This is a genomic window from Arthrobacter sp. TJ-254 (genome assembly GCF_058269175.1).
Genome location: NZ_JBZCNF010000006.1, coordinates 134,725 through 158,986 on the forward strand (window position 1 = coordinate 134,725; position 24,262 = coordinate 158,986).

A 24,262-nucleotide genomic window follows, 5' to 3' on the forward strand; every position below is an offset into this window, starting at 1 on the left:
AGGGCCGCGGCGGCCCCCGCTCCCCCGGCACCCAACCCGCCCCCTCCGATGGGCGCCGGGGGAGGTCTTTAGACGAAAGCCGAAATGCCCGTGATCGACCGGCCCGCAACGAGGGTGTTGATTTCCTGGGTTCCCTCGTAGGAGTAGATCGCCTCGGCGTCCGAGAAGATCTTCGCCATTTCGTAGTCGGTCACGATTCCGTTTCCGCCAAGGATGTTCCGTCCCGCCGCCACGCTTTCGCGCATCCGGGCCGTGGTGAACGCTTTGGCAAGGGCCGACTGCTCGTCCCTGGCCTGGCCCGCGTCTTCGAGCTGGGAAAGGCGCACCATCATGCCCATCGAGCTCATCGCATTGCCCAGGATCTGCACCAGCTGCTGCTGGATGAGCTGGAAGGAGGCGAGCGGGCGGCCGAACTGCTGCCGTTCAACGGCGTACCGCCGAGCGACGTCGAACGCGGCGAGCTGCTGGCCCACGGCCTGCCAGCCGACGGACAGCCGGGTCACTTTGAGGACCTTGTTGGTGTCCCTGAAACTGTTGGCGCCCTTGAGGTGGAATTCGTCGGGCACTACGACGTTTTCGAGGGAGATGTCGGCGTTCTCCACGGAGCGCAGGGAAATCTTGTTCTCGATCCTTGTGGCGGAGTAGCCGGGCAGCGTCGTATCAACGAGGAAGCCCTTGACCTGGTTGTCGGCGACGTCGCGGGCGTAGATGATCACCCAGTCCGAGAAGGTTGCATTGCCGATCCAACGCTTTGCGCCGTTGAGGATCCAGTTTCCGCCGTCCCGCCGCGCCGTGGTGCGGGTACCGCCGGCGACGTCGGACCCGCCGAGGGGCTCGGTCAGCCCGAAGGCGCCGATCTTGCGCAGGGCGTAGATGTCCGGCAGCCATGCTTCCTGCTGCTCCTTCGAGGCGAGCACTTCGATGGAGCCGGTGAACAGGCCGTCGTGGACACCCAGGAAGGTTGCCATCGAGGTATCGGCACGCGTGAACTCCGAGTGCACGATCCCGGCGAACAGGTTCGAATACCCCTGGCGGCGGATGGGGCTCATCACGTCCAGTTCGGCAAGCCGCGGAACGATGCCCTGCGGGAACACGCCCTCATTCCACCAGCGGACGGCGTTCGGGCGCACCTCGGCAGCCAGCCAGCTCCGGATCTCGGCGAGCCGGGAACGCTCCTTGTCGGTCAGGAGTGCTTCAAAGGCGAGGAAGTCACCGTCCGCATAGGGCAGATTGTTGAGATCGATGCTCGGCTTGCTCATGATTGTTCCCTTACCCCTGATCCTCGATGATCGGCGTCGTTGATTCACGGGCACCCGCCCGACACTTCCTTTACCTCCTAGGTTACCCGCCGGTAACATAGTGCGCCAGTACCCACCGGGCACGGGGTGGATCCGCATCGTGATAGCGCATTAAACGAAGGCACCCCGTGAAGCGAACTTCACGGGGTGCCAACAAATGGGCGGAAACCGGGTCCACCCGGAGTAGGGCTGCTGGGGCTTGAACCCAGGACAAACGGATTATGAGTCCGCTGCTCTAACCAGCTGAGCTACAGCCCCCGGAGGCGGCATCCGCTGCGGTCGCGCCGCAGCCAAGGCCGTCTGCACGCACAATTGTATCGGCTGGGCCGGGCCCCGGGCGCCGCCTTCCCGCGCCGGCAGGTGCCGTGCAGCCGGAACCGGATGACCGGCCCCGGATACCGGCGGCTAAACGGCCGCAGTGTCGACCGGCTGCCCCCGGTACAGCTTCTCGAAGGTCGCGAGGGTCGCCTCGAGGCTGTGCTTCTCGACGATCGACCGGCTCGACTTGCCCATCCGCTCGCGGTCGGCCTGCGACAGGCGGAGGATCTCGGTGATCCGCCCGGCCAATTCGTCGCTGTCGTGCGGCGTGAACAGGTAGCCGTTCTCGCCGTGGTTGACCAGGTGCGGAAGTGCCATCGCGTTCGCGAGGAGCACCGGGGTCGAGGCGGACATCGCCTCGAGCGTCACGAGGGACTGAAGTTCGGCAGTTCCCGGCTGGCAGAAGAGATCGGCGCGCAGGTAGGCGAGCCGCAGGTCCTCCTCGCTGATCAGCCCAAGGAATTTCACACGGTCGCCGAGCCCCAGCCGCGCCGCCCGCGCCTGCAGGGCATGCTTGATCTCGCCGCCGCCGACGATCTCGAGGTGCAGGTTGAGCTCGGACGGTGTCTTCGCAACGGCGTCGATCAGCACGTCGACGTGCTTTTCCTCGGCAAGGCGTCCGACGAAGAGCACCGTCGGGTGGTCCTTCTCGGGCAGCTGCTCGCCGGGGCGCACCTGGTACGCGTCGGCGTCGATGCCGTTGGAGATGGGCAGCACCGTGCGGAGGAAGGCATGGTCGTGCATTGCCTTCGCCGCAAGCGGCGTCGGCGTGGTGACGGCGTCGGCCTTGCCCATGACCCGGCCCATGTCGCGCCAGGAGTTCTTCGCGACGATCCGCTTGAACCAGTCGGGGAACGGAAGGAACGGGTTGAGGTTCTCAGGCATGAAGTGGTTCGTTGCAACAACCCGGATTCCGCGCTTCACCGCCTCGTACAGGGTGTACTCCCCCACCATGTAGTGGCACTGGATGTGCACAACGTCGGGCTGCACCCGGTCGAAGAGCATGCTGATGTCGCGCTTGATCTCCCACGGCAGGCAGATGCGCCAGTAGTCGTGGGTCGGCACGCTGTGCGAGCGCAGGCGGTGGACAGTCCAGTCCCCGGCGGGCTCTTCGGTGTAGCTCCTGCCGTTGGCCGGGTTCGGGGCCAGGACGTGCACGGTGTGGCCACGGGATGCCATTCCCTTGGCGAGCCGGTAACCGAACTGGGCGGCGCCGTTGATGTTCGGCGGGTAGGTGTCTGCGGCAATCAGGACTGTCAATGGCTTGTTTACAGCCGGATAACTCACTGTGGATCCCCCAGATTGGTTTGGAAGCGGCAGGTGGTGGCCTACGGCACCGTCATCGCTGCCGCTTTATTACATCGGGATGATGGCGGGACAACGCAACTACTCCAACGATAGCAATCAAAGCCGCGGCTGCCATGCCGATTGCTATGACGGCGCTTACCTGTGGCTGCAGTTCGCCGAGGATGGTAATGCCCACGGCGATTCCGACGATCGGGTCGATCACGGTGAGCCCGGCGATGACGAGGTCCGGCGGGCCGGTGGCGTAGGCGCTCTGGACGAACCACGACCCGAGGGCGGCGGCGGCGACCAGGGCGAACACCGTGTACCAGGGGACGTTGAGCAGGAAGCGGCCGTTGGGCTCGAGCAGGTGGGTGGCGATGATCTTGGTCAGCACCGCGACGAAGCCGAAAAGCACGCCGGCCCCGAGGATGTAGGCGAAGGCGTTGAGCCGCCGCCGACCGAGGAGCGCGAGCGAGCCGAAGAGGACGACGGCGAGGGTCAGCAGCAGCACCACCGAGAGTTCCTGGCCGACCGCGACCGCATGGTTGGCGCGGGTCACATTGACGGCGAGAAGCACGAAGAGCGCGCTGCCGGTGACGCATGCCGTGATAGCGGCGACTGTGGGCCGGTTGATCCGGATTCCCTGGTCCTTGGAGTTGACGACGGTGGTGATCACCAGCGCGATCGCCCCGATCGGCTGGACAACGGTGAGGGTTGCCAGGGAGAGGGCGACGACGTTGAGGGCCATCCCGGTGACGAGCAGGAAAAGTCCGAAGACCCAGCGCGGGTTGCGCAGCAGCCGGGCGAAGCTCGTCGAGTTCAGCGAAAGCCCACCCGTGTTCACGCGCACGGCACTGCCCTGGCGCTGGGCGCCGAAGGCGAGGAAGGCCGCCCCTGCGAGGGCCAGCACGATGGCGAGGAAGGTCATCGTGGACCTGCGGCCTGCCGGGGATCCCCGGCGTCCGGCTGCGGACCGGACCGGGATCTGTGCGGCGCGGGCTCAGAGCTCACGTGCTGAGTCCCCGGCTCCATCCGTCTGCTCGCCGGCTGAACGGGCCGCCTCCGCCTCCGCGCTGTATTTCTCGGCACGGTACTTCCGGTGTGCCGCGGTGAAGTAGCCGTAGAAGGCGATGAGGTGGCCGATGCACCCGGCGATGAGGAGGGCATTGGCCGTCGCGAGAATCCACTGGCCCTCATAGCCCGGAACCCGGTGCAGCAGCAGCAGGGGCGATCCCACGAGGAGCAGCGCCGTCCGCACCTTGCCGACGGTGCTCACCCGCAGCCGGAGCCGTCCCCGGAAAAGGATGAGCGCGTTGACGATCAGGATGGCGTCGGGAATGACGATGGTCCAGACGAGCCAGGCAGGGGCCACCCCGTCGACGACGAAAGTCACGGCGACGGTGATCAGTGCGGTGCGGTCGGCCACCGGGTCCAGCCACTTGCCCACCGACGAAACCTGGTTGAAACGCCGCGCCACGTACCCGTCGACCCAGTCCGTTGACCCAAGGATCACGAGCGTCAGGACCGCAGCGCCGTAGTCCTTGTCGATGATGAACCAGACGAAGAGGGGAACTCCAAGGAACCGGACGAGCGTCACCACGTTCGGCACCGTCCAGGGCGTCGTCAGTTCGACGGGCGTCGCGCCGGTGCGCGTGCCAGCGCCGATCAATCGAATCACTAGTTCCTCCCCTGCCCATTATGCAGGCAGGCGCCCGGCTGAGCGGTTATTTGGAGAGCAGGCGCCTGAGCATCACGACGAGCGCGGCGAGGGAGGCGGCTAGCACGGTCAACGGCTGCCAGCGGTCGGCAAGCGTAACGGTGTGCGGAGCCTGCTTCTCGACGGCGACGGCAGCGACGTCGTCACTGCGGCGGCCGGTGTTTGCGCTCTTGGAGCGGGCGGCCCGTGCCCGGGCCTTCTTCTTCGCCTCGGCGATGCGTGTCTTGATATCGAGCTGGCTGCCCAGCGAGTCGCGGGCGTCGGCCAGATGCATACGGCGCTCCCCGGAACGGCCGCGCAGTTCCTCGTACGAGGGGCCCGGCTGTTTGGGCGCCTTGTCGGCTTCCTTCTCGGCTTCCTTTTTCTCGTCCCGGGGCTCGGGCCTGTCGAGCGTGGCCGGATCGAAGCTGCGGCCCTCCTTGAGCACACCCAGGTCGTATTTGACTCCGCGGATCGCGTCCTCGGGCAGGAGCGGGAGGGTCTTCTTGAACCGTGAGACTCCGATGAGCGCCAGGATTCCCGCGATGATCAGGAACAGCAGTGCGACAAGGAGCGCGGCAAGCCAGGCCGGCATCACCTCGGCAAGCCCGGAGATGGCTGCGACCACCAGGGCGACGGCGAGGAACGCGACAAAGACAACGGCGACGGCGAGGATGGCTGCCGCAACACCGGCCTTAACGCCCTTCTGCTTCATCTGCTCCAGTGCGAGCGAGAATTCGTCGCTGGCCTGACGCGGGGTGAGCCGCGTGAAAAGCCTGATGAGCCCAAACAGGGAGAGCGAACCGGTTGACCGCTTACCGCGTGTGCTAGCCGAGCTGTTCATTGTGCCCCGCCTCCATTCCTGGTCCTGTGCCGAAGATACTGCCCCTAAAATTACCACCGGTGCCGTCCGGGCCCTTTTGGAAATTCTTTCCCGTTCACATTCGCGCAGCAGCGGCTGAGCGGGTATGCGGGAAAGCCGATCCGGGGCCGCAGCCGGTATTTCCCCGACCCCCACCACCCTACGGTAATGGGAAGCCTGCTTAGCGCGGCGGAACGGTCTCAGGCAAACTAAGATACTAGTGGTTTGCTCCGGCAACTAAGAGCACCGCTTTCGGCGTTCTCCGTGCGTGTGTCACGGTGCGCGCTTCATCAAACGGCGCAGTGCGGCGCCACCCTACCGCTCGATACCCCCGGTGGAATAGCGTTGCTTGGAATAGCGCTGCTGAAGAACCCGGGGCTCCGACACCGACCCCGCTCGCCCCTGGCACGATAGGTACGCTTTGACCACCCTGACCTCCCCCGGTGACACCCTCTCGCGCAGGGAAAAACTGCTCTACGTCGTCACCCTCGGCGCACTGACCGCGCTTGCGCCGTTCACGATCGACCTCTACCTTCCGGCCTTCCCGTCGCTGCAGCGCGATTTCGGTGTTACTGAGGCGGCCGTTCAGCTGACGTTGACCGGAACGATTATCGGACTTGCCGCCGGCCAGCTCGTGGTTGGTCCGTTGAGCGACAAGGTGGGCCGTCGGATCCCCCTGATCGTCTCGACGTCGGTGCACGTGCTCGCCTCGTTCGGGGCGGCAATGGCGACCGACATTGAAATGCTCATGGTGTTCCGAGTCCTCCAGGGCATCGGCGCGGCCGGCGGCGGCGTTGTGGCCTCAGCCATGGTGCGCGACCTGTTCAGCGGTTACACGCTGGTGCGGATGTTCTCCTACCTGGCGCTGATCAACGGCATGGCGCCTATTTTCGCGCCGGTCATTGGGGCGCAGCTGCTGCTTGTCACGGCGTGGCCCGGCGTCTTCTGGTTCCTCGCGGCCTACGGAATCCTCGTCATCATTGCGGTATCCGTTTTTATCCGTGAAACTCTGCCTGCCGACAGGCGAAAGAGTTCCGGGTCGACGGCGTTGCAGCGCTACCGCGCGGTACTCACCGACAGGATCTTTCTTGGTGTGCTGCTGGTGGGAGGACTGAACTTTTCGGGGCTTTTCTCCTACCTTTCGGCTTCACCATTCCTCTTCCAAAATCTTTACGGATTCAGCGAGCAGCAGTTCGGTTTGCTTTTCGGCGTCAATTCGCTGGGCATCGTTGCCGGGGTGCAGATCAGTGCGCGGATTCTCCGCAGGGTGGGGCCGCAGTGGGTGATCGCCTGCGCCACGGCGGTCATGCTCCTGATGGCGCTGCTCATCATCACCTTCGACCAGCTCGGTTTTGGGCTGTGGGGAACCGCCGTGCCGCTGTGGTTCTACATCCTTGCCACGGGCTTCATGTTCCCCTGCGTCCAGGTGCTCGCCCTGGCCAACCACGGGGCGCAGGCCGGAACGGCGGCCTCCCTGCTCGGTGCAGTCACCTTCGGCCTTGCCGGAGCCATCTCGCCGCTTGTCGGCCTGATGGGCATCGACAGCGCAACGCCCATGGCACAGGTTATGGCAGGGTGTATCGCCCTGGCCATCGTGGTCCTGTGGACCGTGGTGCGCCCGCGCCGCGTCCCGCCGCTCCAGTAGCGCGGCGGCAGGGCCGGCCACCGCTGCGCCCCGCGGGACGGCCGCGGCAGATCTGTGCGCACGTGCGGGAAGGGACGTGCGAAGGCTTACACCCTTGCTTCGGCAGCCTTCGCGATGTTCCGGGCCATCGGCTTGAAGATGAAATTGTGGAACGGAAGCACCGCGAGCCAGTACAGCCTGCCCGAGAGCCCCCGGGGGAAGAACACGGCACGCTGGCGGTAGGTACTCCCGGCGCCGTCGGGCTCGACGCTGAGTTCCAGCCAGGCCCTGCCGGGCACCTTCATCTCGGCCCGCAGCCGCAGGCGCTCACCCCGGACCAGCTCCTCGACGCGCCAGAAATCGAGCGCCTCGCCGGTGAGGAGCTCGTCGGCGTCCCGGCGGCCCCTGCGGAGGCCTACGCCGCCGACGAGCTTGTCCATCCAGCCGCGGGCGGCCCAGGCGACCGGCCAGGAGTACCATCCGTTGTCGCCGCCGATCCCTTCGACCACGCTCCAGAGCGTTTCGGCAGGAGCAGACGAGCGGTAGGTCTGCAGGTCCGTGAACACGGTATGCCCGGCCCACTGGGGGTCGGACGGCAGCGGATCGGCTGCCGCGTCGGAGCTTGAGGCGCCGGCCCAGCTGGTTTCGACCTCGCCGCTGCGCATTTTCCCGAGGGCCAGGTCGACGGCCTTGCGGTACCCGGTCAGTCCGCCCTCGGGCAGGGGAACGAACCCGTCGATGTCGTGTTCGGCGGTGATGGCATCGTGCTGCAGCGACTCGATGAGCGGCATGGCCATGACCCGCGGGATGGGCGTCACGAGGTTCACCCAGTGGCCGGCGAGGCGGGGTGTCAGAACGGGCAGGGCGAGGATCTTCCGGCGCGGAAGGCCTGCGGCCTCGGCGTACTGGTTCATCATTTCGGCGTAGGTGAGCACCTCGCGGGACCCGAGGTCGAAGGTCCTGTTGGTTCCCTCGGGGATGGCCAGGGCACCGACCAGGTAGTGGATGACGTCCCGGACGGCAATCGGCTCGATCCGGTTCAGCACCCACTTGGGAGCGGGCATCACCGGCAGGACGTCGGCGAGGTGGCGGATCATCTCGAAGGATGCCGACCCTGAACCGATGACGACGCCCGCCTGGAAGGCGACGGTGGGGGTGCCCGACGCGAGCAGGATGCGCCCGACCTCGGTGCGCGAGTTCATGTGCGTCGAGAGCTGGACGCCCTCGGGATGCAGCCCCCCGAGGTAGATGACCCGGCGCACCCCGGTGGCCGCCGCAGCCTCGGCAACGGTTGAGGCTATCGCCGACTCGCGGAGTTCGAATCCCCTGCCCGATCCCATCGAGTGGACAAGGTAGTACAGGGCGTCGACCCCCCGGCAGGCGTCCTTCATGGTTTCGGCGTCCTGCAGGTCGCCCTGAACGATCTCGACGCTGCCCGTCCATGGAACGTCCTTGAGCTTCTGGGGCGAGCGGACGACGACGCGGACCCTGTGGCCCTCGCTGATCAGGCGTGAGACGAGCCGTCCACCGATGTAGCCCGTGGCTCCGGTGACGAGGATGACGCTGCCTTCGTTGTTCATGGATCAACCCTACGCCCGGACTCCCCCGCCGCAGCAGGGCAGCGGCGCCCACCGGAGCGGAGCCGCGGGCTAGGCTCCGCGGACGGCGCGGACGTACCTGCTGTACATCCGGATGCCGATCAGCTTCCACAGCAGCCGCGCCGGAGCGGGAAGTTCGTTCATGAACCAGGCACGCTCCCGGCCGGCCGCGCTCTCGATGACCATTCCCGCCAGCATCAGGCGGGAACGGAGGTCCTTGGGCATGTTTGCGGCCGCATCCTTCACCGGAGCGTCCCACTCGGCCACAGTCAGGTTTTCGTGGATCAACGGCAGCACGTCGGCCTCCTCGGCGTCGAGGTGCTCTCCGAGCGCCGCGTCAAGGCTCGTGAGCAGCGGAAGGATGCGGTCGCGGCCGGCCGCCGATGCGTCGGCGCGCCACGCCGCCAGTTCACTTTCGAGCGAGGCGATAAGGTCCGCGACAACCGTGTGCTGGGTCTCCATTGTTTCAACGAGGGCCTGCTCCAGGGGAACGCGCTGCTCGAGGACCGGCCAGAGCAGGCGGTCCTCGCTCTCGTGGTGCTCGTGCAGGAAGCGCAGGGTGAGCTTCGCATGGTCAGCAACGATCCCGGCGCGGTTCGTGTCGCCGGCCGCGACCTGCCCGACGATTCCGGGGAGCAGGGCGAACTCACGGCGCAGGGCCTTGTGAATGACGATCATCTGGGCCGTTTCCGGCTTGTCCGCCGGTGCTGAGGGGTCGATCTGCATTGCTGCTCCTAAGGAGGTGATGACGTGACGGGTCGGCCGATGCATGCCGCGGGACCGCTGCAGGGCGGACCTTAATTGGGGTAACATTGACTCTATCGAATAGCAGCGGGGTACAGTGCTTTTGTGAGCGATCTCCCATCCCCGGCCTCCGGCATGACCGGCAGGCGCTCCTACAGTTCCCCGTACCGCGAGAGCGGGGCCGCCGAAACGAAAGCCTCGATCCTGCGCCATGCATCGGTGCTCTTCGCCGAGCGCGGATATGCCAGGGTCACGGTGGCCGACATCGCGGCGGCGGCAGGAGTCGCGTCGAAGACGGTTTACGCGAGTGTCGGCAGCAAGGCCGCAATCCTCAACGAAGTCGTCGATCGGGCTGTCGCCGACTCTCCCGGAATCGCGACTGTCGAGAAAGTCCTCGGCCTCAGCGGAATCGACGAGGTGATTCGGGAGCTCGCACACGGCACCCGTAGGGGCAACGAAACCCAGGCCGTACCCCTTGAAGCGGTTTACAAGGCGCTTCCGGTCCACGAGCACGGCGAGGCGCTGTGGCGGCGCACAACCGCCGCCTACCTGGCCCTGCTGGCGCAGGTGGCCGAGCACCTCCACTCCCTCGGTGCGCTGCGCGCCGACCTGTCCGCCGAAGAGGCAGCGGACCTCTTGTGGTTGTGGTTCGGCCCGGCGGCGTGGCGCACGTTGGTCCTTGAGCGCCGGTGGAGCTGGGACAAGGCAGAAGCGGCCCTGTCCCGCTCCGCACTCGCCTCACTGCGCTAGCGCGGCACGGGGCCCGCTGCCGCGCCTGCGGGAGTGCGCCTGAGGGCGGTCCCCCGCTCCTGCCGTTTGGCACCCGGCCGCCGCGCCGGTGAAGCGGGACCGATGAAGCAGCACCTGCGAAGCCGGCCCTGCGAGCCGGCCCGGCGGCGGGGCTTCAGTGACCGCGGCGCATCGAAAAGGACAAATGAAAAAGGGCCGCTGACGGGGATAATCCCGTCAACGGCCCTCGTTGCTCCTCCGACTGGACTTGAACCAGTAACCCTTCGATTAACAGTCGAATGCTCTGCCAATTGAGCTACGGAGGAAAGCGGCAGGTACAACTTTACATACGAATCGGGGTGAAGTGAAATTGGCGCTGGATCAGTCCGGACGGAGCTGCCGGCGCTGCATTTCCAGCTCCATCAGATCGCGCTGCAGCTGGTTGTAGAGCACGGGATCGGAGTTCGGGTCCATGCGCTGAAGTTGGCCCAGTTTCTCGGCCTTCTGGCGGGTGATCCGCAGCTCGGCCAGCCGGTTGAGGATGTCGCGGCAGTAGATCACCATCGCGTCGGCATCCTTCGCGGGCAGCGGCCGGACGGCCAGCTCGCTGACCATGGGGCGCAGCACGTCGGGGACTTCCCGGCGCACCCGCTCGATCCACTGGGCGGTGTCCGCTCCGGGATCGCCCGCGGCAAGCACCGCACTGTGCAGGGCGGCGTAGACGGGCACGGAGAACGGCGCCTGCGCGAATCCTTCCCATTGCGCCGGCTCAAGCAGCCCCGGCTGCTGCAGGACCACTTCGAGGGCTTCGCGTTCCATGCGTCCCACAGGGTCGCGCGGATCGGGCCGGGGGAACTGCTGCGGCCCGGGCTCGGCGTCGGCAGCAGGAACGGGCCCCCGCGCCTTCTCCGCACCGGCGGAGCCTTCGCGGCGGGCGGCCGCCGCAACAGCCCTGGCCACCTGGTCCTCCCCCACGAACTGCATTCCGAGCCACCGGGAGAGCTCCCGGGTGTAGGTCGAGCGCAGGGACACGTCACGGATCCGGGCGACGATCGGCGCGGCGTGGCGCAGCGCCTTCACCTGGCCCTCCCCCGTGGTGAGGTCGAAGTTGGCGAAGGACGCCTTGATCGCGAATTCGAACAACGGCCTGCGGTCGGCGATGAGCGAGCGGACGGCGTCGTCGCCGCGGGTCTGCCGCAGGTCGCACGGGTCGGCGCCGGTTGGCTCGACGGCGACATAGGTCTGGGCGATGAACCGCTGGTCTTCCTCGAACGCGCGGACAGCGGCCTTCTGGCCCGCCTCGTCGCCGTCGAACGTGAAAACCACCTCTCCCCCGGTTCCGTCGTCGGAGAGCAGCCGGCGGGCGATCTTGATGTGGTCGGCCCCAAACGCCGTGCCGCACGTGGCGACGGCGGTTCCCACGCCGGCCAGGTGGCAGGCCATGACGTCGGTGTAGCCCTCAACAACCACGAGCTGGCGGGTCTTGGCGATCTCGCGTTTGGCAAGGTCGATGCCGTAGAGCACCGACGACTTCTTGTAGAGCGAGGTTTCAGGGGTGTTGAGGTACTTGGGCCCCTGGTCCTCCTCGTAGAGCTTCCGGGCGCCGAAGCCCACGGTGTCGCCGGTAATGTCGCGGATGGGCCAGATCAGGCGGCCACGGAAGCGGTCGTAGAGCCGTGAGGCGTTGTTCGAGGCGACGCTGAACATTCCGGTCAGCTTGAGCTCATCGAAGGTGAATCCGCGCCCGGTGAGGTGGTTCAGGAGTGTGTCCCAGCCCTGTGGTGCGTAGCCGACGCCGAAGTGGGCTGCTGCGTCGCGGTCGAATCCGCGCTCCTGCAGGAACTGGCGGCCCGCCGCCGCGCCCTGGGTGAGCAGCTGGTCCCGGTAGAACTCGGCCGCGATCTTGTGGGCGTCGAGCAGGCGCTGGCGCTTGCCGACGTCCTCCCTGCGCGGCCCGGTGCCGCCGTCCTCGTAGCGCAGTTCATAGCCGAGCCGGGCGGCAAGCTTCTCAACGGTTTCGGTGAAGGAGGTGTGATCCAGTTTCTGCAGGAACGAGATGACATCGCCGCCCTCGCCGCAGCCGAAGCAGTGGTACGAGCCCATCTGGGGGCGCACGTGGAAGGACGGGGACCGTTCGTCGTGGAAGGGACAGAGGCCCTTCCACGAGCCGACACCGGCGGACTTCAGGGTCACATACCCGTCGACGACTTCCTTGATATCGGTGCGCTGGCGTACCTCATCGATGTCTTCACGCTTGATGAGTCCGGCCATGAAAACAGTCTAAGCCCGCAGCGGTTGCCGCCCGCCGTCCGCCGGGGAGATGTGGAACACCACCAGGGGCCGGGCGTGCGGGCTGGGCCGATTCCCGCTACCAGAGGGACGGGACCGGACCGACGATCCTCTCGTGCAGGGCCAATGCCGAGCCGTCGGTGAGGGAGGCGACCTGGTCGATGACCACCCTGAGCCGGGCGTTGTCGTCGGCGGCCTCGCGGAAGTCGGCCGCGAAGGAAGGCTCGAGGTAGGCCTCGCCGTTGGCTGCGATCTCGGCGACGAGGGAGGCGAGCACCTCCCGCTGGCGCTCATACACCGGCTGGCGCTGGTCCGTCGTCATCACGTAGGTGGTGGCGAGGCCCTTCATGACGGCGATCTCGAAGAGGGTCTCCTCGGGCACCACCATCTGCGCCGCGTAGCGGGTCAGCGGATCGGTGCCGTAGATGGCCCGGGTTGCCGCGAGCGCGCTGAGGCAGAACCGGCCGATCAGCTGGCTGGTCATATTCTTCAGGGCCGCCATTGAGCGCCGGCTGCCGTCCGCCTCGCGGACCCACACCGCGGTCTTCTCGAGTCGTGCCAGTGCCGCGTCCACGGCCGCAGGGTCGCTGCCGGGCAGGTACCACTGGCGGGTGTAGCCCACTACGCGCGCCCGGGCGTCGGGGCTGTCCATCCAGCGCAGCTGAAGGTGTCCTGCCACGATCGCATCCTCGACGTCGTGGACCGAATAGGAGATGTCGTCGGCGAGGTCCATGACCTGGGCCTCGAGGCACGACCTGCCCTCGGGCGCCCCGTCCCTCAGCCAGGAGAAGACCTGCAGGTCATCTTCGTACGCTCCGAACTTCGAGGTCCGGTGCCCGTTCAGGACCGGCGCCCCCGCGGCCGTCCACGGGTACTTGCACGAAGCGTCGAGGCTTGCCCGCGTCAGGTTGAGCCCGGCGGGCGTGCCGTCGGCGCGGATGATCTTCGGTTCGAGGCGGGTCAGCAGGCGCAGCGTCTGCGCATTGCCCTCGAAGCCGCCGATGCCGTGGGCGATGTCGTTGAGGGCGGTCTCCCCGTTATGGCCGAAGGGCGGGTGGCCGAGGTCATGGGCGAGGCACGCCGCGTCGACGATGTCGGGATCGCAGCCCAGCGAGCGGCCGAGTTCGCGGCCCACCTGGGCGACCTCGAGGCTGTGGGTGAGCCGGGTGCGCACGAAGTCGTCGGTGTCGGGGGCGACAACCTGGGTTTTGGCTCCGAGCCGCCGGAGGGCCGACGAGTGAAGCACCCGTGCCCGGTCGCGTTCGAAGTCGGAGCGGTGCGAGCTCTTGGCCGGTTCGTCGACCCACCGGTGCATGTCGGCGTCGGTGTATCCGTCGGTCAGGGGGGCGAGGGGGAAGCTCATCTAACCTTTCTACCTTCCGCTGGGTGGGGTGCCTTCGCGGCCGGAGCTGCTTTGGGCCGGATTGCCGAGTGAGCTGCCACGGGCCGGTCAGCCGCCCGAAACGTCGAGTTCGGCGGCCGAGATGTCGGCCTGCTGCGCGTCGTCGAGACGGCGCGAGTCGAGCCAGTTCTGCGGCAGGGAGGTCTTCTTCGGGGTGCCTGCCCGCCCGCGCGGGCCTTCCGCGTCGGCGCCGGGGTAGGGCGATTCGGCATCGAGTTCCTCAAGCAGTGCGCGCAGCACCTCCAGGGTGGGAACGGTGGCAAGCTTGGCACGCAGCTCCCCTCCGACAACGTAACCCTTGAAGTACCAGGCCATGTGCTTGCGGATGTCGCGCAGCCCCATCATCTCGTTGCCGAACGCATCGACGAGCAGTTCCGCGTGCCGGTACACGGTCTCGGCCACCTGGCCGAGCCCGGGCCGGTGGCGCTCGGCGCTGCCCTCGAACGCGTTCATCAGGTCACCGAACAGCCAGGGCCGGCCCTGGCAGCCGCGTCCGATGACGACGCCGTCGACGCCGGTCTCGCGGACCATGCGCACGGCGTCCTCGGCGCTCCAGATATCGCCGTTGCCGAGGACCGGGATGTCGGGCAGGGCGTTGCGCAGCTCGGCGATGGCGGCCCAGTCGGCCTTGCCCGAGTAGAACTGGGAGGCCGTCCGGCCGTGGAGGGCGACGGCGGCGACGCCGCTGTCGCGGGCGATGCGTCCGGCCTCGAGGAACGTGAGGTGGTCATCGTCGATGCCCTTGCGCATCTTGATCGTCAACGGAAGGCCCCCGCGGGAAGCCTCCCGGACGGCGGTCTGCACGATGGAGGTGAACAGGTCGATCTTCCAGGGCAGGGCCGCTCCCCCGCCGCGCCTGGTCACCTTGGGCACGGGGCAGCCGAAGTTGAGATCGATGTGGTCGGCGCGGTCCTCTTCGACCAGGATGCGCACGGCCGCCCCGACGGTGACGGGGTCGACGCCATAGAGCTGCACCGAACGCACCTTCTCGTCGTCGTCGTGGGAGATGATGCGCAGCGACTCGGGGCTGCGCTCGACGAGCGCGCGGGAGGTCACCATTTCGGAGACGTAGAGTCCGCCGCCGTACTCGCGGCAGAGCCGGCGGAACGCCTTGTTGGTAATGCCGGCCATGGGGGCGAGGATCACCGGGGTATCCACGGTGATCGGGCCGAGGCGCAGCGGCGGAAGGTCGAGCCGGTCCACCGGCCCTGACATCGTGTCGGCGGAGCCGGAGGCTGCGGCGGCGTCAATGGTGTCGGCGGGGCTTGGGGCGGGCCCGGCGGTCCGGGTTGATACAGCAGTCACTTAACCATTCTCGCAAGTGCGGGCAAATCGGGGGATCCGGCATCCCTAGGCGCGTTCCGGCGGGCCCGCCGCGTTATGTGCCGGCACGCCCGCGCGGCCAGGCGTGTTGGCATGGTCAGCCTGCCGGCGTGGTCAGCGCGGCTGCGGGTCCCGCAGCGCCCGCCGGCCCTGCTGAACGGGATCGGGTCCGGGCCCGGTGGCGGTCAGGGTGTGCCCTTCCGAGAGGGCGCGGGCGTTTTCCGCTGCGAGGACCGTGGCGTTGACCTCCTCATGCGCCGAATGCGCAGGGTGGGCCGGGTGACCGGGATGGCCGGGTTCGGCGCCTGCCGCACCGCGGCTGCCGACGGCCTTCACCACGAGCACGGCGATCAGCGTTGTGACCGGGATGGCGAGGACGAGCCCGATCGATCCGACGAGCGTGCGCACCACCTCCTCCGCGAGCTCTCCGCTGGTCAGCGTGTCGACGAGGGCGCGGTCGTAGAGGGATACAAGGATCAGCACCGGCAGGGCCGCCCCGGCGTAGGCAAAGGCGATGGTGTAGACGGTTGAGGCGATGTGGTCGCGGCCGATGCGCATTGCGCCGGCGAACAGGCGCCGGGCCGACGTCGAGGGTGCCAGTTCGTAGAGCTCCCAGACAGCCGAGGACTGGGTAATCGTCACGTCGTTGAGCACGCCGAGGCCGGAGATGATCAGCCCGCACAGGATGATCGACGAGATGGACAGCTGGTCCGAGGCATTGACCAGCGTGTAGGCGTTCTCGTCGCCGACCCCGGTCAGGTGCGCCGTATCGGTTGACCAGGCGGCGAGAAGCGCCGTGATGGCCAGGCCGAAGACAGTGCCGAGCAGGGCCGTCGAGGTCCTTGCCGAGAACCCGTGGGCGAAGTAGAGCACCCCGATCATGATCATGACCGAGCCGACAAGCCCGAGCAGCAGCGGAGGTTTGCCCTCAACCAGCCCGGGCAGGATGAACTGGGCGAGGATGAACAGGGCCCCCACCAGACCGAGGATGGCACGCAGCCCGCGCCAGCGTGCCACAGCGATCACGACGGCGGCATAGAGGACGGCGAGCGCTGCGATGGGCACGGTGCGCACGAAGTCAACGAACACGTAGGGGGCCGAGCCGCCCTGGATCACCCCGGAAAGGTCGAGATAGCGGATGCGGTCGCCGACGCCGACAACACTTGCCTTGGCGAGTTCGGGGGTCACCTCGACCGGCACGAGCGGGCCTCCGGCGTCCGGCGCGGCGTAGGCGACGGTGCAGCTGAGCGCCTCGCCGCCGGCGTCGACGGTGGGCTGCGACGAGGGGCAGTCCTCAAGCGAAACGCGTTGGACGGTTCCCGTCTCGAAGGCGACGCCCTCGGCTGTGGCATAGGGGTTGGCCACGGAGATCGTCGAAGCATCCCCCGAGGGCCACAGCAGGAACATCCCGACGATCGTGAGCAGTCCCACCGGGACCAGGATCGCCGCAAGCAGCGCATTCGCCCGGCGCCGCGCGGCAATCGCTGCTGGCGACGGCTCCGAATTGCCGGTGGTGGAGTGGCTTGTGCCCACGGACTTCCTTTGAAAGTGGTCGGTGCGGTGTTGGTGCGGCGGACGTGGAATCCGCCGCGGGCCCGCGCTGCTGCTACGGATTCTACGCAGGGTAGACACGCGCCATGCGCCTCCTAGGCTTAGAAACGCGGTAAGTGGGTAGAGAGCAGTATGTGACAGACGAGAAAACCAACGGAAGGTCGGCAGGAATGGGTTGGAGCCGGGGATGAAACGGAAAAGCAGAACGCAGGGCTTCGATACACCTTTCGCCGCCGGGCCGGCGGTTGAACCGGTCCTCACCGTCCGGCGCGCCCGGGGCACCGTCAGGGGTGTGGCACTGGTCCTTCACGGAGGAAGGGCGAACAGCTTCGATCCCGTGCGCGGCAGGCACCTGAGCCCGGCGCGGATGATTCCGTTCGCCGAGCTTCTCCACCGGTGGGCGGGCGGGCAGGGCCTTGACGTGTGGTCGCTGCGGAACCGGGTGCGCGGCTGGAACGGGTCCGAGATGTCGGCTCTGCGCGACGCCCAGTGGGCTCTTGAACGCATTGCCGCAACACATCCGGGGGTGCCCGTGTATCTGGTGGGCCACTCGATGGGCGGGCTTGTGGCCCTTCTGGCGGCCGATCATCCGCAGGTGGGTGCAGCGGCGGCGCTCGCCCCGTGGCTTGAAAGCAGGACACCGGTCGAGCAGGTGCGCGGGCGGCACCTGCTGATCGTTCACGGCGATGCCGACCGGTGGACGAGCGCGCGCCAGTCACTGTTGTTTGCCGAGCGCGCCCTGCCGATTGCGGCGTCGGTCCGGTACGTGCGGCTTCGCAATGCGGGGCACTTCATGTTCCGCAAGGTTGGGCTCTGGCATTCAATGACGGCGTCGTTCGTGGTGCGGGCCTTCGCCGCCGACACCGGCGCCGCCGTGGATCCGGCCCGGTTCCGCCTTGCCGACACCCTGCTGAACCACGAGGAGCCCCTGGGGATCACGCTGTGACCGCCACCGGACACGTCCGCGCCGATCAGCCCGCCCCACCTCCGGCAGCGGCTTTTCCAATAACCAACCCAGAACGGGGTGCTTGACCATGGCACGCGAGCTCCAACCCAATGACCGGCTTTACCGCTTCATCGTCCGCACCGGCCTCTTCCTCCGGTGGGCGCTGCGGCTGCGCGTCGCAGTGAGCGGAACCGAGAACCTCCTGCCCGCTGAGCCGGCGGCCGGCCGCTCCCGGCGCGCGGTTCCGGGTACGGGCGCGGTGGTGGCAATCACCCACTTCGGCTACCTCGACTTCGCCTTCGCCGAACTGGTGCTGTGGCGCCATGCCCGCATCCAGATGCGCTACATGATCACGAAGGCCGCGGCGTCCAACCGCTTCCTCGGCCCCGTGGTTCACGCCCTGGGCCATGTCGTGACCGACCGCAGCGCCGGTGCCGCGGCCTATGCTGACGCGCTCCAGAAGCTGCGTGCCGGTGAGTATGTCGCAATCCTTCCGGAGGCGGGGGTCAGCCGCAGCTTCACGGTGCGCCCGCTGAAGACCGGTCCGGTCCGGCTTGCAGCCGAAGCGGGGGTGCCGATCATTCCCGTGTCGGTGTGGGGTTCACACCGCCTGCTTACCCGCGGGCACGGTTTCTCCCTCCGCCGCGCCTGGCGGTCCCCTGTGCGCGTGCACATCAGCGAGCCGATCTGGCACACTGCGGAGGCCGATGTGGCCGCCGAGACCGAGAAGCTCCGCGCGGAGCTGCAGGACGGGATCAACCGGGGCATTGCGGACTTTGAAATCACCCCGGAGCCCGGCGCCTGGTGGCAGCCGGCGCATCTTGGCGGCGGGGCGATGACCGAGACCGAGCGCATCGCCGCCGACCAGCACGACGCCGCGACCGGACGGCACAGCCGGGGCTGAGCACGGCGTGTACCACCGCCTGGCCGCCGGCGGGCGGGCGGTGCTGCCGGTCCTGCCGACTGCCCTGTCTGCTATCCGCCGACCCTGCTATCCGCCGATGACGAGCGTCTCCGGCGCCGCGGGTGAGACGCTCCCGGCCGCAAGCAGCGGCTCGAGGACGTTCACCAGCGCCGTCATCGAGTCGTCGACTTCAAGCTGCACCGGGTACTGGTGCACAAGCATCGCCAGCAGCGTTGCGACCGCGGCCTCCTGCTCGGCCGGCGGCAGCGTTGTGTCGTAGCCCAGCAGCACATCGGCCGGGTTGTCGGTGCGCGCGGAGGTGTAGCTGACGGCGAACGCCGCGATCCTGCCGCCGTCGTTCTTTGGCTTGTCGCGCAGCACGATTGCCCCTCCCGCACCGGTCGAATCGGCGAGGAGCAGCTGCTGCGCCCGCCCGAGCGTCATGTCGGCGCGGTCCCAGCCGTGGACGGCGTTGTAGAAGTCGGCGACGGCCCGGGTCAGCTCGACGGACCCGGTTGCCGCTTCCTCAAGCTGCGGCCCGGAGGCGTCATCAAACCGGGGCGCGGCAAGGGCACCCGGACTCACGACGAGGATCCGGGAACGCTGGATCGTCGAGAAGCCGACGGCCGCGGCAAAGGCCGCGCCGCTGGTTCCGGGCTGCACCTTGCTGCGCAGCGCCGGCACGCCGGAGGGCGCCGTCTCCGCTTCGTGGCGCAGCATTGTCAGCAGCGTGGAACCGACCCCCGCCCGGCGGTGGTCCTGCGCCACCTCGACATAGCACCAGAGCCGCTCGGGGTGCAGCGCCGTCTCGTAGACAAATCCGGCGGCCACGGGAATGCCCTTGTCGACCGCCGTGATGCAGCGGTTCCACGGGGTGTCCGACGGCGGGCGGAACGAGCCGCGGAACTGCTCCGAGGGAGCCGATTCCGGCCCGCCCCACAGCTGCAGCAGCTCGAGGTCGTCCCCGTCCTGCCAGGCACGGTATTCCAGCGGCATCAGGCGCCGATCAGGCGTTCGGCGAGGTAGCCCTGGACCTTGTCGAGGGAAACCCGCTCCTGCGCCATGGTGTCGCGTTCGCGGATGGTGACCGCCTGGTCCTCGAGGGTCTCGAAGTCGACGGTGATGCAGAAGGGGGTCCCGATCTCGTCCTGGCGGCGGTAGCGGCGGCCGATGGCGCCCGCGTCGTCGAAGTCGATGTTCCAGGTCTTGCGCAGCTGCGCCCCGAGTTCCTTCGCCTTCGGTGAGAGGTCCTCGTTGCGGCTGAGCGGGAGCACCGCAGCCTTCACCGGGGCCAGGCGCGGGTCGAGCTTGAGCACCGTGCGCTTGTCGACGCCGCCCTTGGCGTTGGGCGCCTCGTCCTCGGTGTACGAATCGACGAGGAAGGCCATGAAGGAGCGCGTCAGGCCTGCGGCCGGCTCAATGACGTACGGCATGAACCGCTCGTTGGTGCCCTGGTTGAAGTAGCTCAGGTCGGTGCCCGAATGCTTCGAGTGGGTCGAGAGGTCAAAGTCAGTGCGGTTGGCGATGCCTTCGAGCTCGCCCCACTCGGAACCCTGGAATCCGAACCGGTACTCGATGTCGGTGGTGCCCTTGGAGTAGTGGCTGAGCTTGTCCAGGGGGTGCTCGAAGAGGCGCAGGTTCTCGGGCTTGATGCCGAGGTCGGTGTACCAGTCGAAGCGGTTGGAAATCCAGTACTTGTGCCACTCGTCGTCGGTGCCCGGCTCGACGAAGTACTCCATTTCCATCTGCTCGAACTCCCGGGTCCGGAAGATGAAGTTGCCCGGGGTGATTTCGTTGCGGAAGCTCTTGCCGATCTGGCCGATGCCGAACGGGGGCTTCTTCCGGGCCGTGGTCAGCACGTTGTTGAAGTTCACGAAGATGCCCTGGGCGGTCTCGGGGCGCAGGTAGTGCATCCCCTCCTCGCTCTCCACCGGGCCGAGGTAGGTCTTCATCAGCCCGGAGAAGCGCTGCGGCTCCGTCCAGCGGCCCTTGGTGCCGCAGTTGGCACAGGTGATGTCGAGCAGCCCGTTCTCGGGCGCGCGGCCCTTCTTCTCCTCGTACTCCTCCTCGAGGTGATCCCCGCGGTACCGCTTGTGGCAGTTGAGGCATTCGACGAGCGGGTCGCTGAAGACCTCAACGTGCCCGGAAGCCTCCCACACCTTGCGGGGAAGGATGACGGCCGAGTCAAGACCGACGACATCCTCGCGTCCGCGCACCATCGACTGCCACCACTGCCGCTTGATGTTTTCCTTGAGCTCGACGCCGAGGGGCCCGTAGTCCCAGGCGGAGCGGGAACCCCCGTAGATTTCCCCCGACTGGAAGACGAAGCCCCTCCGCTTGGCGAGGGAGATGATCGGGTCGAGCGCTGATTTGGGTGCTGCCATGGGATGGTTCTCCGGTCGTCAGCGGGCCGCTGGGTGCGGTCCGCAGGGGTGGGCGGAATCCGAAAGCGGGACTGCGGTATTCCGGTGGTGAAGTTCGTCCATTAGCCTACCGGCACCGGTGCCCCGGGCCGAATAAGCGTCGGTTGGCTACGGGCTCTCCGCCGGGCGTCCGGGACTCTCCGGTGAGCCCGCGGCGCCAGGGCTCGCCGTGCCCCGACCCGCCGTATCCGGAGCTGACTTCCCGGCGTTCCGTCCCGCCGGGACCGGACCGGGGCGGCGGAACGGGCGCCGCGGCCACGGCAGGGTGGTCAGCACGATCGCCCCGAGGGTCAGGAGGGTGCCGGCGACGGTCGCGAAGACCACGACCGTGCCCGGCGCCGGAAAGACGAGGTCGAGCAGCAGCGAGCCGATGAGCTGGCCGCCGATCAGCCCCAACCCGGTCAACAGGACGCCCAGGGTGCGCACCAGCACCGCCCCGAGCCCGATGAACACGCAGCCGATGGGCCCACCCAGGTAGTACCACCACTCGGCGGGCAGCGGATTTCCCGGTCCCGCGAGGAGGACCTTCAGCGCCCAGGCCGCGAACAGGACCGCCGATCCGGCAATGAAGTTAACGAGAGTGGCGGTGATCGGGGTGCCGTAGTGCATGGCGGCGGTCCCGTTCATCGCCTGCTGGAAGCTGATCAGGATCCCGGCCGCGACGGGGAGCAGGACGGGAAGCACGAGCGAGGATGCCTCCTCGGCGGTGCCGAACCGCGGCGACACAGTCCACGCCACCGACACGACGGTCAGCACCACGCCGATGATCCGCATGGGCGTCGCAGGCTTCTTGCCCGCGGGCCCCAGCCCCGCACGGTCGACGAGGAGCCCGCTGAGGGCCTGGCCCATGACGGTGGAGACCGAAAACAGTGCCACGCCGATGATCCCGATGGTCAGGGACTGCGAGAACACGAAGAACGCCCCAATGGCTCCCGCCGCGAGATACACCGGTGGGAAACGGCGCTCCTTCACCGCCGGGACAATCCTGCGGAAGCCCGCTCTTCCCCGCGGCAGTGCCAGGGAGATGAGGATCATCAGCACGAGCCCCGTGCCGAAGCTCACCGAGGCTGCCGCAAGCCCGTCGTCAAGGACGCTCCCCAACGCTCCATTGATTCTGCCCTGGAGCGGGATGGCCGTACCGGCCACCAACGCCAGCGGCAGGCCGATCAGTGGGGAAAGGGAGGAGGGTTTGATCACCGATCAAGTTTAGTCGACCGGGACTGCCGGCCGGTCGTGCAGAATTGGAACATGAACAGCGAATTCAACGCGAACAATCCGGCGGAAAACGTCAGCGACCTCCCGATCCGCGACGACATGATCCGGCTGGGCCAGCTGTTGAAGCTCGCTTCACTTGCCGAAGACGGCGCCGAGGCAAAGACCCTGATCGACAACGGGCTCGTCCACGTCAACGGGGAGATCGAAGAACGCCGCGGACGCCAGCTTCATCCCGGTGACACAGTGAGCGTCAACGGGCAGAGCGTGCGCATCCTCAAGGGCTGACACCGGCCCCCGGGGCGGCGGCGCTAGGCCCGGTTGAGCACCGTGAGGGTGAGGAACTCGCGTACGTGGGCGAGTTCCTGCTGGCTGATGCTGTGCCACATGTTGGAGTAGAGCACCTTGGTCAGCCTGGTGTGTGAGGTCAGCCACCGGTGCGTGTACTCGATCATCTCCGGTGCGATCACGGCGTCCTCCTGGTCCCGTCCCCAGAAGAACGGCACCGAAGCCGCGGCGACTGCATCGTCCTTGAAGAACGGGTGCTCCTGATGCGGCACCGCGAACCCGGAGAGCCCAACAACACTTGCGAAGTCCTCGGGCCGGTTGCGCAGCAGCGAGGTCGCGACGCCCATACCCATCGAGAAGCCGAGGAGGCTGACGCTTGAATGGGGTCCCTTCACTGACTCGAGCCACTGGCCCACCCGTGCGACGGCGTCGACGACGGCTTCGACCGAATAGTCGGCGTCACGTGCGAGCGGGAACCAGGAGAAGCCCTGTCCGGCGGCGTGCGGGGCGCGCACCGACACCACCGTGAACTCTCCGGGCAGGTGGTCGGCGAGCCCCATGAGGTCAGCTTCGTCTGCCATGTAGCCGTGGAAAAGCACAAGCAGCGGGGTGCCGGCGCGCTGCTCGGGGGGCCTGGACCACAGGGCCACAGGCTCCCAGACGGGGGCGGAGACGGCGTCGGATCCGGGATTTGTCATTCCGATATTCTGGCACGCAGCCCTCTGTGCAGCGGAATCGGGCGGAAGCCGCCGGTGCACCCGGCCGGCCGTTGCCCACGTCACGGGGTGGGTGTTCGCTCGCTAAAGAGGGCAGGGACTTGGCAGGATGGAATTGTGCAACCAAAACTCTCCGAGCAGCCCGACGACTCCCTCTCCGGGACGGGAGGCCATGCGTCCGCTGCCGAGCTCCCGCCGGAACCCGTGCGCGACGACCAGGCCGCCGGCCTGCCGCACCCGTGGCGGCGCTATGTGGCCCTTGGTGATTCCTTCACCGAGGGAATCGGCGACCCGAACCCGGAAAGCATGGGCGGCAACCGCGGCTGGGCCGACCGGGTGGCCGAGGAGCTCGGCCGCGGCTGCAGCAGCTTCTCCTACGCCAATCTTGCGGTGCGCGGGCGGCTGCTTCAGCAGATCGTCGACCAGCAGGTGGAGCCGGCCCTTGCACTCCACCCCGACCTGATCTCGATTTCGGGAGGCGGGAACGACCTGCTGCGGCCCGGCGGAGACCCCGACCGCCTTGCCGAGCGCCTCGATGCGGCGGTCCAGGAGCTGTCAAGCGGGGGCGCGACGGTTGTTCTGTTCACCGCCCCGGATGTCCGCGACAGCGTTCTCGGTACGGTGAGGTCCAAGGCCGCGATCTTCAATGAGAACCTCCGCACCGTTGCGGCACGGCACGAGGCGGTGGTTGCCGACATGTGGGCGCTGCGCGAGCTGGTTGATCCCCAGATGTGGTCTGAGGACCGCCTGCATTTTTCGCCGCTGGGGCACCATACGATCGCCATCATGGTCCTCGACACGCTCGCGGTGAACCACACCCTTGAGCCGCTGCATCCCAAGGCGGTTCCCGTGAAGAACTGGCGCACCGCGCGCGCTGAGGATTTCGTCTGGGCGCGCGAGTACTTCGTGCCCTGGGTGCTGCGCCGGCTGCGCCACCGCTCGTCCGGAGACGGACTCGCTCCCAAGCGCCCGGAGGCCTCCGCAATTTTCGGCCCGGGGATGCCACCGGGCGCCTAGCAGCAGCCCGGCCGGCGCCGGCGCTGCGTCCGCAC

21 protein-coding genes and 2 tRNA genes are annotated in these 24,262 nt (G+C 67.6%); 6 read left to right on the forward strand and 17 right to left on the reverse strand.

Going from position 1 to position 24,262, the window contains the following annotated elements; all coding sequences use genetic code 11:
* Positions 1–68: 68 nt before the first annotated feature.
* The 6 genes from AC4D14_RS16955 to AC4D14_RS16980 all read right to left on the reverse strand — a co-directional run bounded on the left by AC4D14_RS16955 (position 69) and on the right by AC4D14_RS16980 (position 5,443).
* Positions 69–1,259 carry an acyl-CoA dehydrogenase family protein gene (locus tag AC4D14_RS16955; protein WP_490903838.1) on the reverse strand — a complete coding sequence of 397 codons (1,191 nt, stop codon included), beginning with the start codon at positions 1,257–1,259 and terminating at the stop codon, positions 69–71.
* A gap of 223 nt (positions 1,260–1,482) precedes the next feature.
* Positions 1,483–1,556: transfer RNA gene (locus AC4D14_RS16960), tRNA-Ile, on the reverse strand.
* A gap of 147 nt (positions 1,557–1,703) precedes the next feature.
* Positions 1,704–2,903: a glycosyltransferase gene (locus tag AC4D14_RS16965; protein ID WP_490903839.1), complete on the reverse strand. Its 1,200-nt coding sequence runs from the start codon at positions 2,901–2,903 to the stop codon at positions 1,704–1,706.
* A 52-nt stretch (positions 2,904–2,955) separates the two neighbouring features.
* On the reverse strand, positions 2,956–3,831 hold the full coding sequence (locus AC4D14_RS16970; protein WP_490903840.1) for a DMT family transporter: 876 nt from the start codon (positions 3,829–3,831) through the stop codon (positions 2,956–2,958).
* Between the two features lie 72 nt (positions 3,832–3,903).
* Positions 3,904–4,581 carry a CDP-alcohol phosphatidyltransferase family protein gene (locus AC4D14_RS16975; RefSeq protein ID WP_490903841.1) on the reverse strand — a complete coding sequence of 226 codons (678 nt, stop codon included), beginning with the start codon at positions 4,579–4,581 and terminating at the stop codon, positions 3,904–3,906.
* A gap of 46 nt (positions 4,582–4,627) precedes the next feature.
* Positions 4,628–5,443 (reverse strand): phage holin family protein, encoded by an 816-nt coding sequence (locus AC4D14_RS16980; RefSeq protein WP_490903842.1) that lies wholly within the window; start codon positions 5,441–5,443, stop codon positions 4,628–4,630.
* Positions 5,444–5,882: 439 nt separating this feature from the next.
* On the opposite strand from AC4D14_RS16980, the gene AC4D14_RS16985 reads away from it, so the two are divergent.
* Positions 5,883–7,106 (forward strand): multidrug effflux MFS transporter, encoded by a 1,224-nt coding sequence (locus AC4D14_RS16985; protein WP_490903843.1) that lies wholly within the window; start codon positions 5,883–5,885, stop codon positions 7,104–7,106.
* Positions 7,107–7,192: 86 nt separating this feature from the next.
* On the opposite strand, the gene AC4D14_RS16990 is transcribed toward AC4D14_RS16985, so the two are convergent.
* On the reverse strand, positions 7,193–8,665 hold the full coding sequence (locus AC4D14_RS16990) for an SDR family oxidoreductase (RefSeq protein WP_490903844.1): 1,473 nt from the start codon (positions 8,663–8,665) through the stop codon (positions 7,193–7,195).
* 69 nt (positions 8,666–8,734) lie between these two features.
* Complete coding sequence (locus AC4D14_RS16995) at positions 8,735–9,409, reverse strand: hemerythrin domain-containing protein (protein ID WP_490903845.1); 675 nt, start codon at positions 9,407–9,409, stop codon at positions 8,735–8,737.
* A gap of 123 nt (positions 9,410–9,532) precedes the next feature.
* Here AC4D14_RS16995 and AC4D14_RS17000 point away from each other — a divergent pair, with 123 nt between their 5' ends.
* Positions 9,533–10,177 carry a TetR/AcrR family transcriptional regulator gene (locus tag AC4D14_RS17000; RefSeq protein WP_490903846.1) on the forward strand — a complete coding sequence of 215 codons (645 nt, stop codon included), beginning with the start codon at positions 9,533–9,535 and terminating at the stop codon, positions 10,175–10,177.
* A 232-nt stretch (positions 10,178–10,409) separates the two neighbouring features.
* On the opposite strand, the gene AC4D14_RS17005 is transcribed toward AC4D14_RS17000, so the two are convergent.
* The 5 genes from AC4D14_RS17005 to AC4D14_RS17025 form a co-directional block, all read right to left on the reverse strand.
* A tRNA-Asn gene (locus tag AC4D14_RS17005) sits at positions 10,410–10,482 on the reverse strand.
* A gap of 55 nt (positions 10,483–10,537) precedes the next feature.
* Positions 10,538–12,427, reverse strand: a complete 1,890-nt coding sequence (dnaG, locus tag AC4D14_RS17010; protein ID WP_490903847.1) for a DNA primase — start codon at positions 12,425–12,427, stop codon at positions 10,538–10,540.
* A 97-nt stretch (positions 12,428–12,524) separates the two neighbouring features.
* Positions 12,525–13,808, reverse strand: a complete 1,284-nt coding sequence (locus AC4D14_RS17015) for a deoxyguanosinetriphosphate triphosphohydrolase (RefSeq protein ID WP_490903848.1) — start codon at positions 13,806–13,808, stop codon at positions 12,525–12,527.
* A gap of 87 nt (positions 13,809–13,895) precedes the next feature.
* Complete coding sequence (gene dusB / locus AC4D14_RS17020) at positions 13,896–15,062, reverse strand: tRNA dihydrouridine synthase DusB (protein ID WP_490903909.1); 1,167 nt, start codon at positions 15,060–15,062, stop codon at positions 13,896–13,898.
* 222 nt (positions 15,063–15,284) lie between these two features.
* Entirely contained in the window at positions 15,285–16,703 is a 1,419-nt protein-coding gene (locus AC4D14_RS17025) for a YibE/F family protein (RefSeq protein ID WP_490903849.1), read from the reverse strand.
* Between the two features lie 205 nt (positions 16,704–16,908).
* Here AC4D14_RS17025 and AC4D14_RS17030 point away from each other — a divergent pair, with 205 nt between their 5' ends.
* Together AC4D14_RS17030 and AC4D14_RS17035 are read left to right on the forward strand one after the other, a co-directional pair.
* Positions 16,909–17,667 carry an alpha/beta hydrolase gene (locus AC4D14_RS17030; RefSeq protein ID WP_490903850.1) on the forward strand — a complete coding sequence of 253 codons (759 nt, stop codon included), beginning with the start codon at positions 16,909–16,911 and terminating at the stop codon, positions 17,665–17,667.
* Positions 17,668–17,755: 88 nt separating this feature from the next.
* Entirely contained in the window at positions 17,756–18,571 is an 816-nt protein-coding gene (locus AC4D14_RS17035) for a lysophospholipid acyltransferase family protein (RefSeq protein ID WP_490903851.1), read from the forward strand.
* An 87-nt stretch (positions 18,572–18,658) separates the two neighbouring features.
* On the opposite strand, the gene AC4D14_RS17040 is transcribed toward AC4D14_RS17035, so the two are convergent.
* The 3 genes from AC4D14_RS17040 to AC4D14_RS17050 all read right to left on the reverse strand — a co-directional run bounded on the left by AC4D14_RS17040 (position 18,659) and on the right by AC4D14_RS17050 (position 22,191).
* Positions 18,659–19,567 carry a GNAT family N-acetyltransferase gene (locus AC4D14_RS17040; protein WP_490903852.1) on the reverse strand — a complete coding sequence of 303 codons (909 nt, stop codon included), beginning with the start codon at positions 19,565–19,567 and terminating at the stop codon, positions 18,659–18,661.
* Positions 19,567–20,955 (reverse strand): glycine--tRNA ligase, encoded by a 1,389-nt coding sequence (locus tag AC4D14_RS17045; protein ID WP_490903853.1) that lies wholly within the window; start codon positions 20,953–20,955, stop codon positions 19,567–19,569. The genes AC4D14_RS17040 and AC4D14_RS17045 overlap by 1 nt, the downstream gene beginning before the upstream one ends.
* A gap of 147 nt (positions 20,956–21,102) precedes the next feature.
* Positions 21,103–22,191: a DMT family transporter gene (locus AC4D14_RS17050; RefSeq protein ID WP_490903854.1), complete on the reverse strand. Its 1,089-nt coding sequence runs from the start codon at positions 22,189–22,191 to the stop codon at positions 21,103–21,105.
* A gap of 51 nt (positions 22,192–22,242) precedes the next feature.
* Between AC4D14_RS17050 and AC4D14_RS17055 the strand changes: the two genes are divergently transcribed.
* Positions 22,243–22,494 (forward strand): RNA-binding S4 domain-containing protein, encoded by a 252-nt coding sequence (locus AC4D14_RS17055; RefSeq protein WP_490903855.1) that lies wholly within the window; start codon positions 22,243–22,245, stop codon positions 22,492–22,494.
* A gap of 23 nt (positions 22,495–22,517) precedes the next feature.
* Here the strand turns inward: AC4D14_RS17055 and AC4D14_RS17060 are convergent, their stop codons facing one another.
* On the reverse strand, positions 22,518–23,192 hold the full coding sequence (locus tag AC4D14_RS17060) for an alpha/beta hydrolase (RefSeq protein ID WP_490903856.1): 675 nt from the start codon (positions 23,190–23,192) through the stop codon (positions 22,518–22,520).
* A 222-nt stretch (positions 23,193–23,414) separates the two neighbouring features.
* On the opposite strand from AC4D14_RS17060, the gene AC4D14_RS17065 reads away from it, so the two are divergent.
* Positions 23,415–24,227 carry an SGNH/GDSL hydrolase family protein gene (locus AC4D14_RS17065; RefSeq protein WP_490903910.1) on the forward strand — a complete coding sequence of 271 codons (813 nt, stop codon included), beginning with the start codon at positions 23,415–23,417 and terminating at the stop codon, positions 24,225–24,227.
* Positions 24,228–24,262 lie beyond the last annotated feature (35 nt).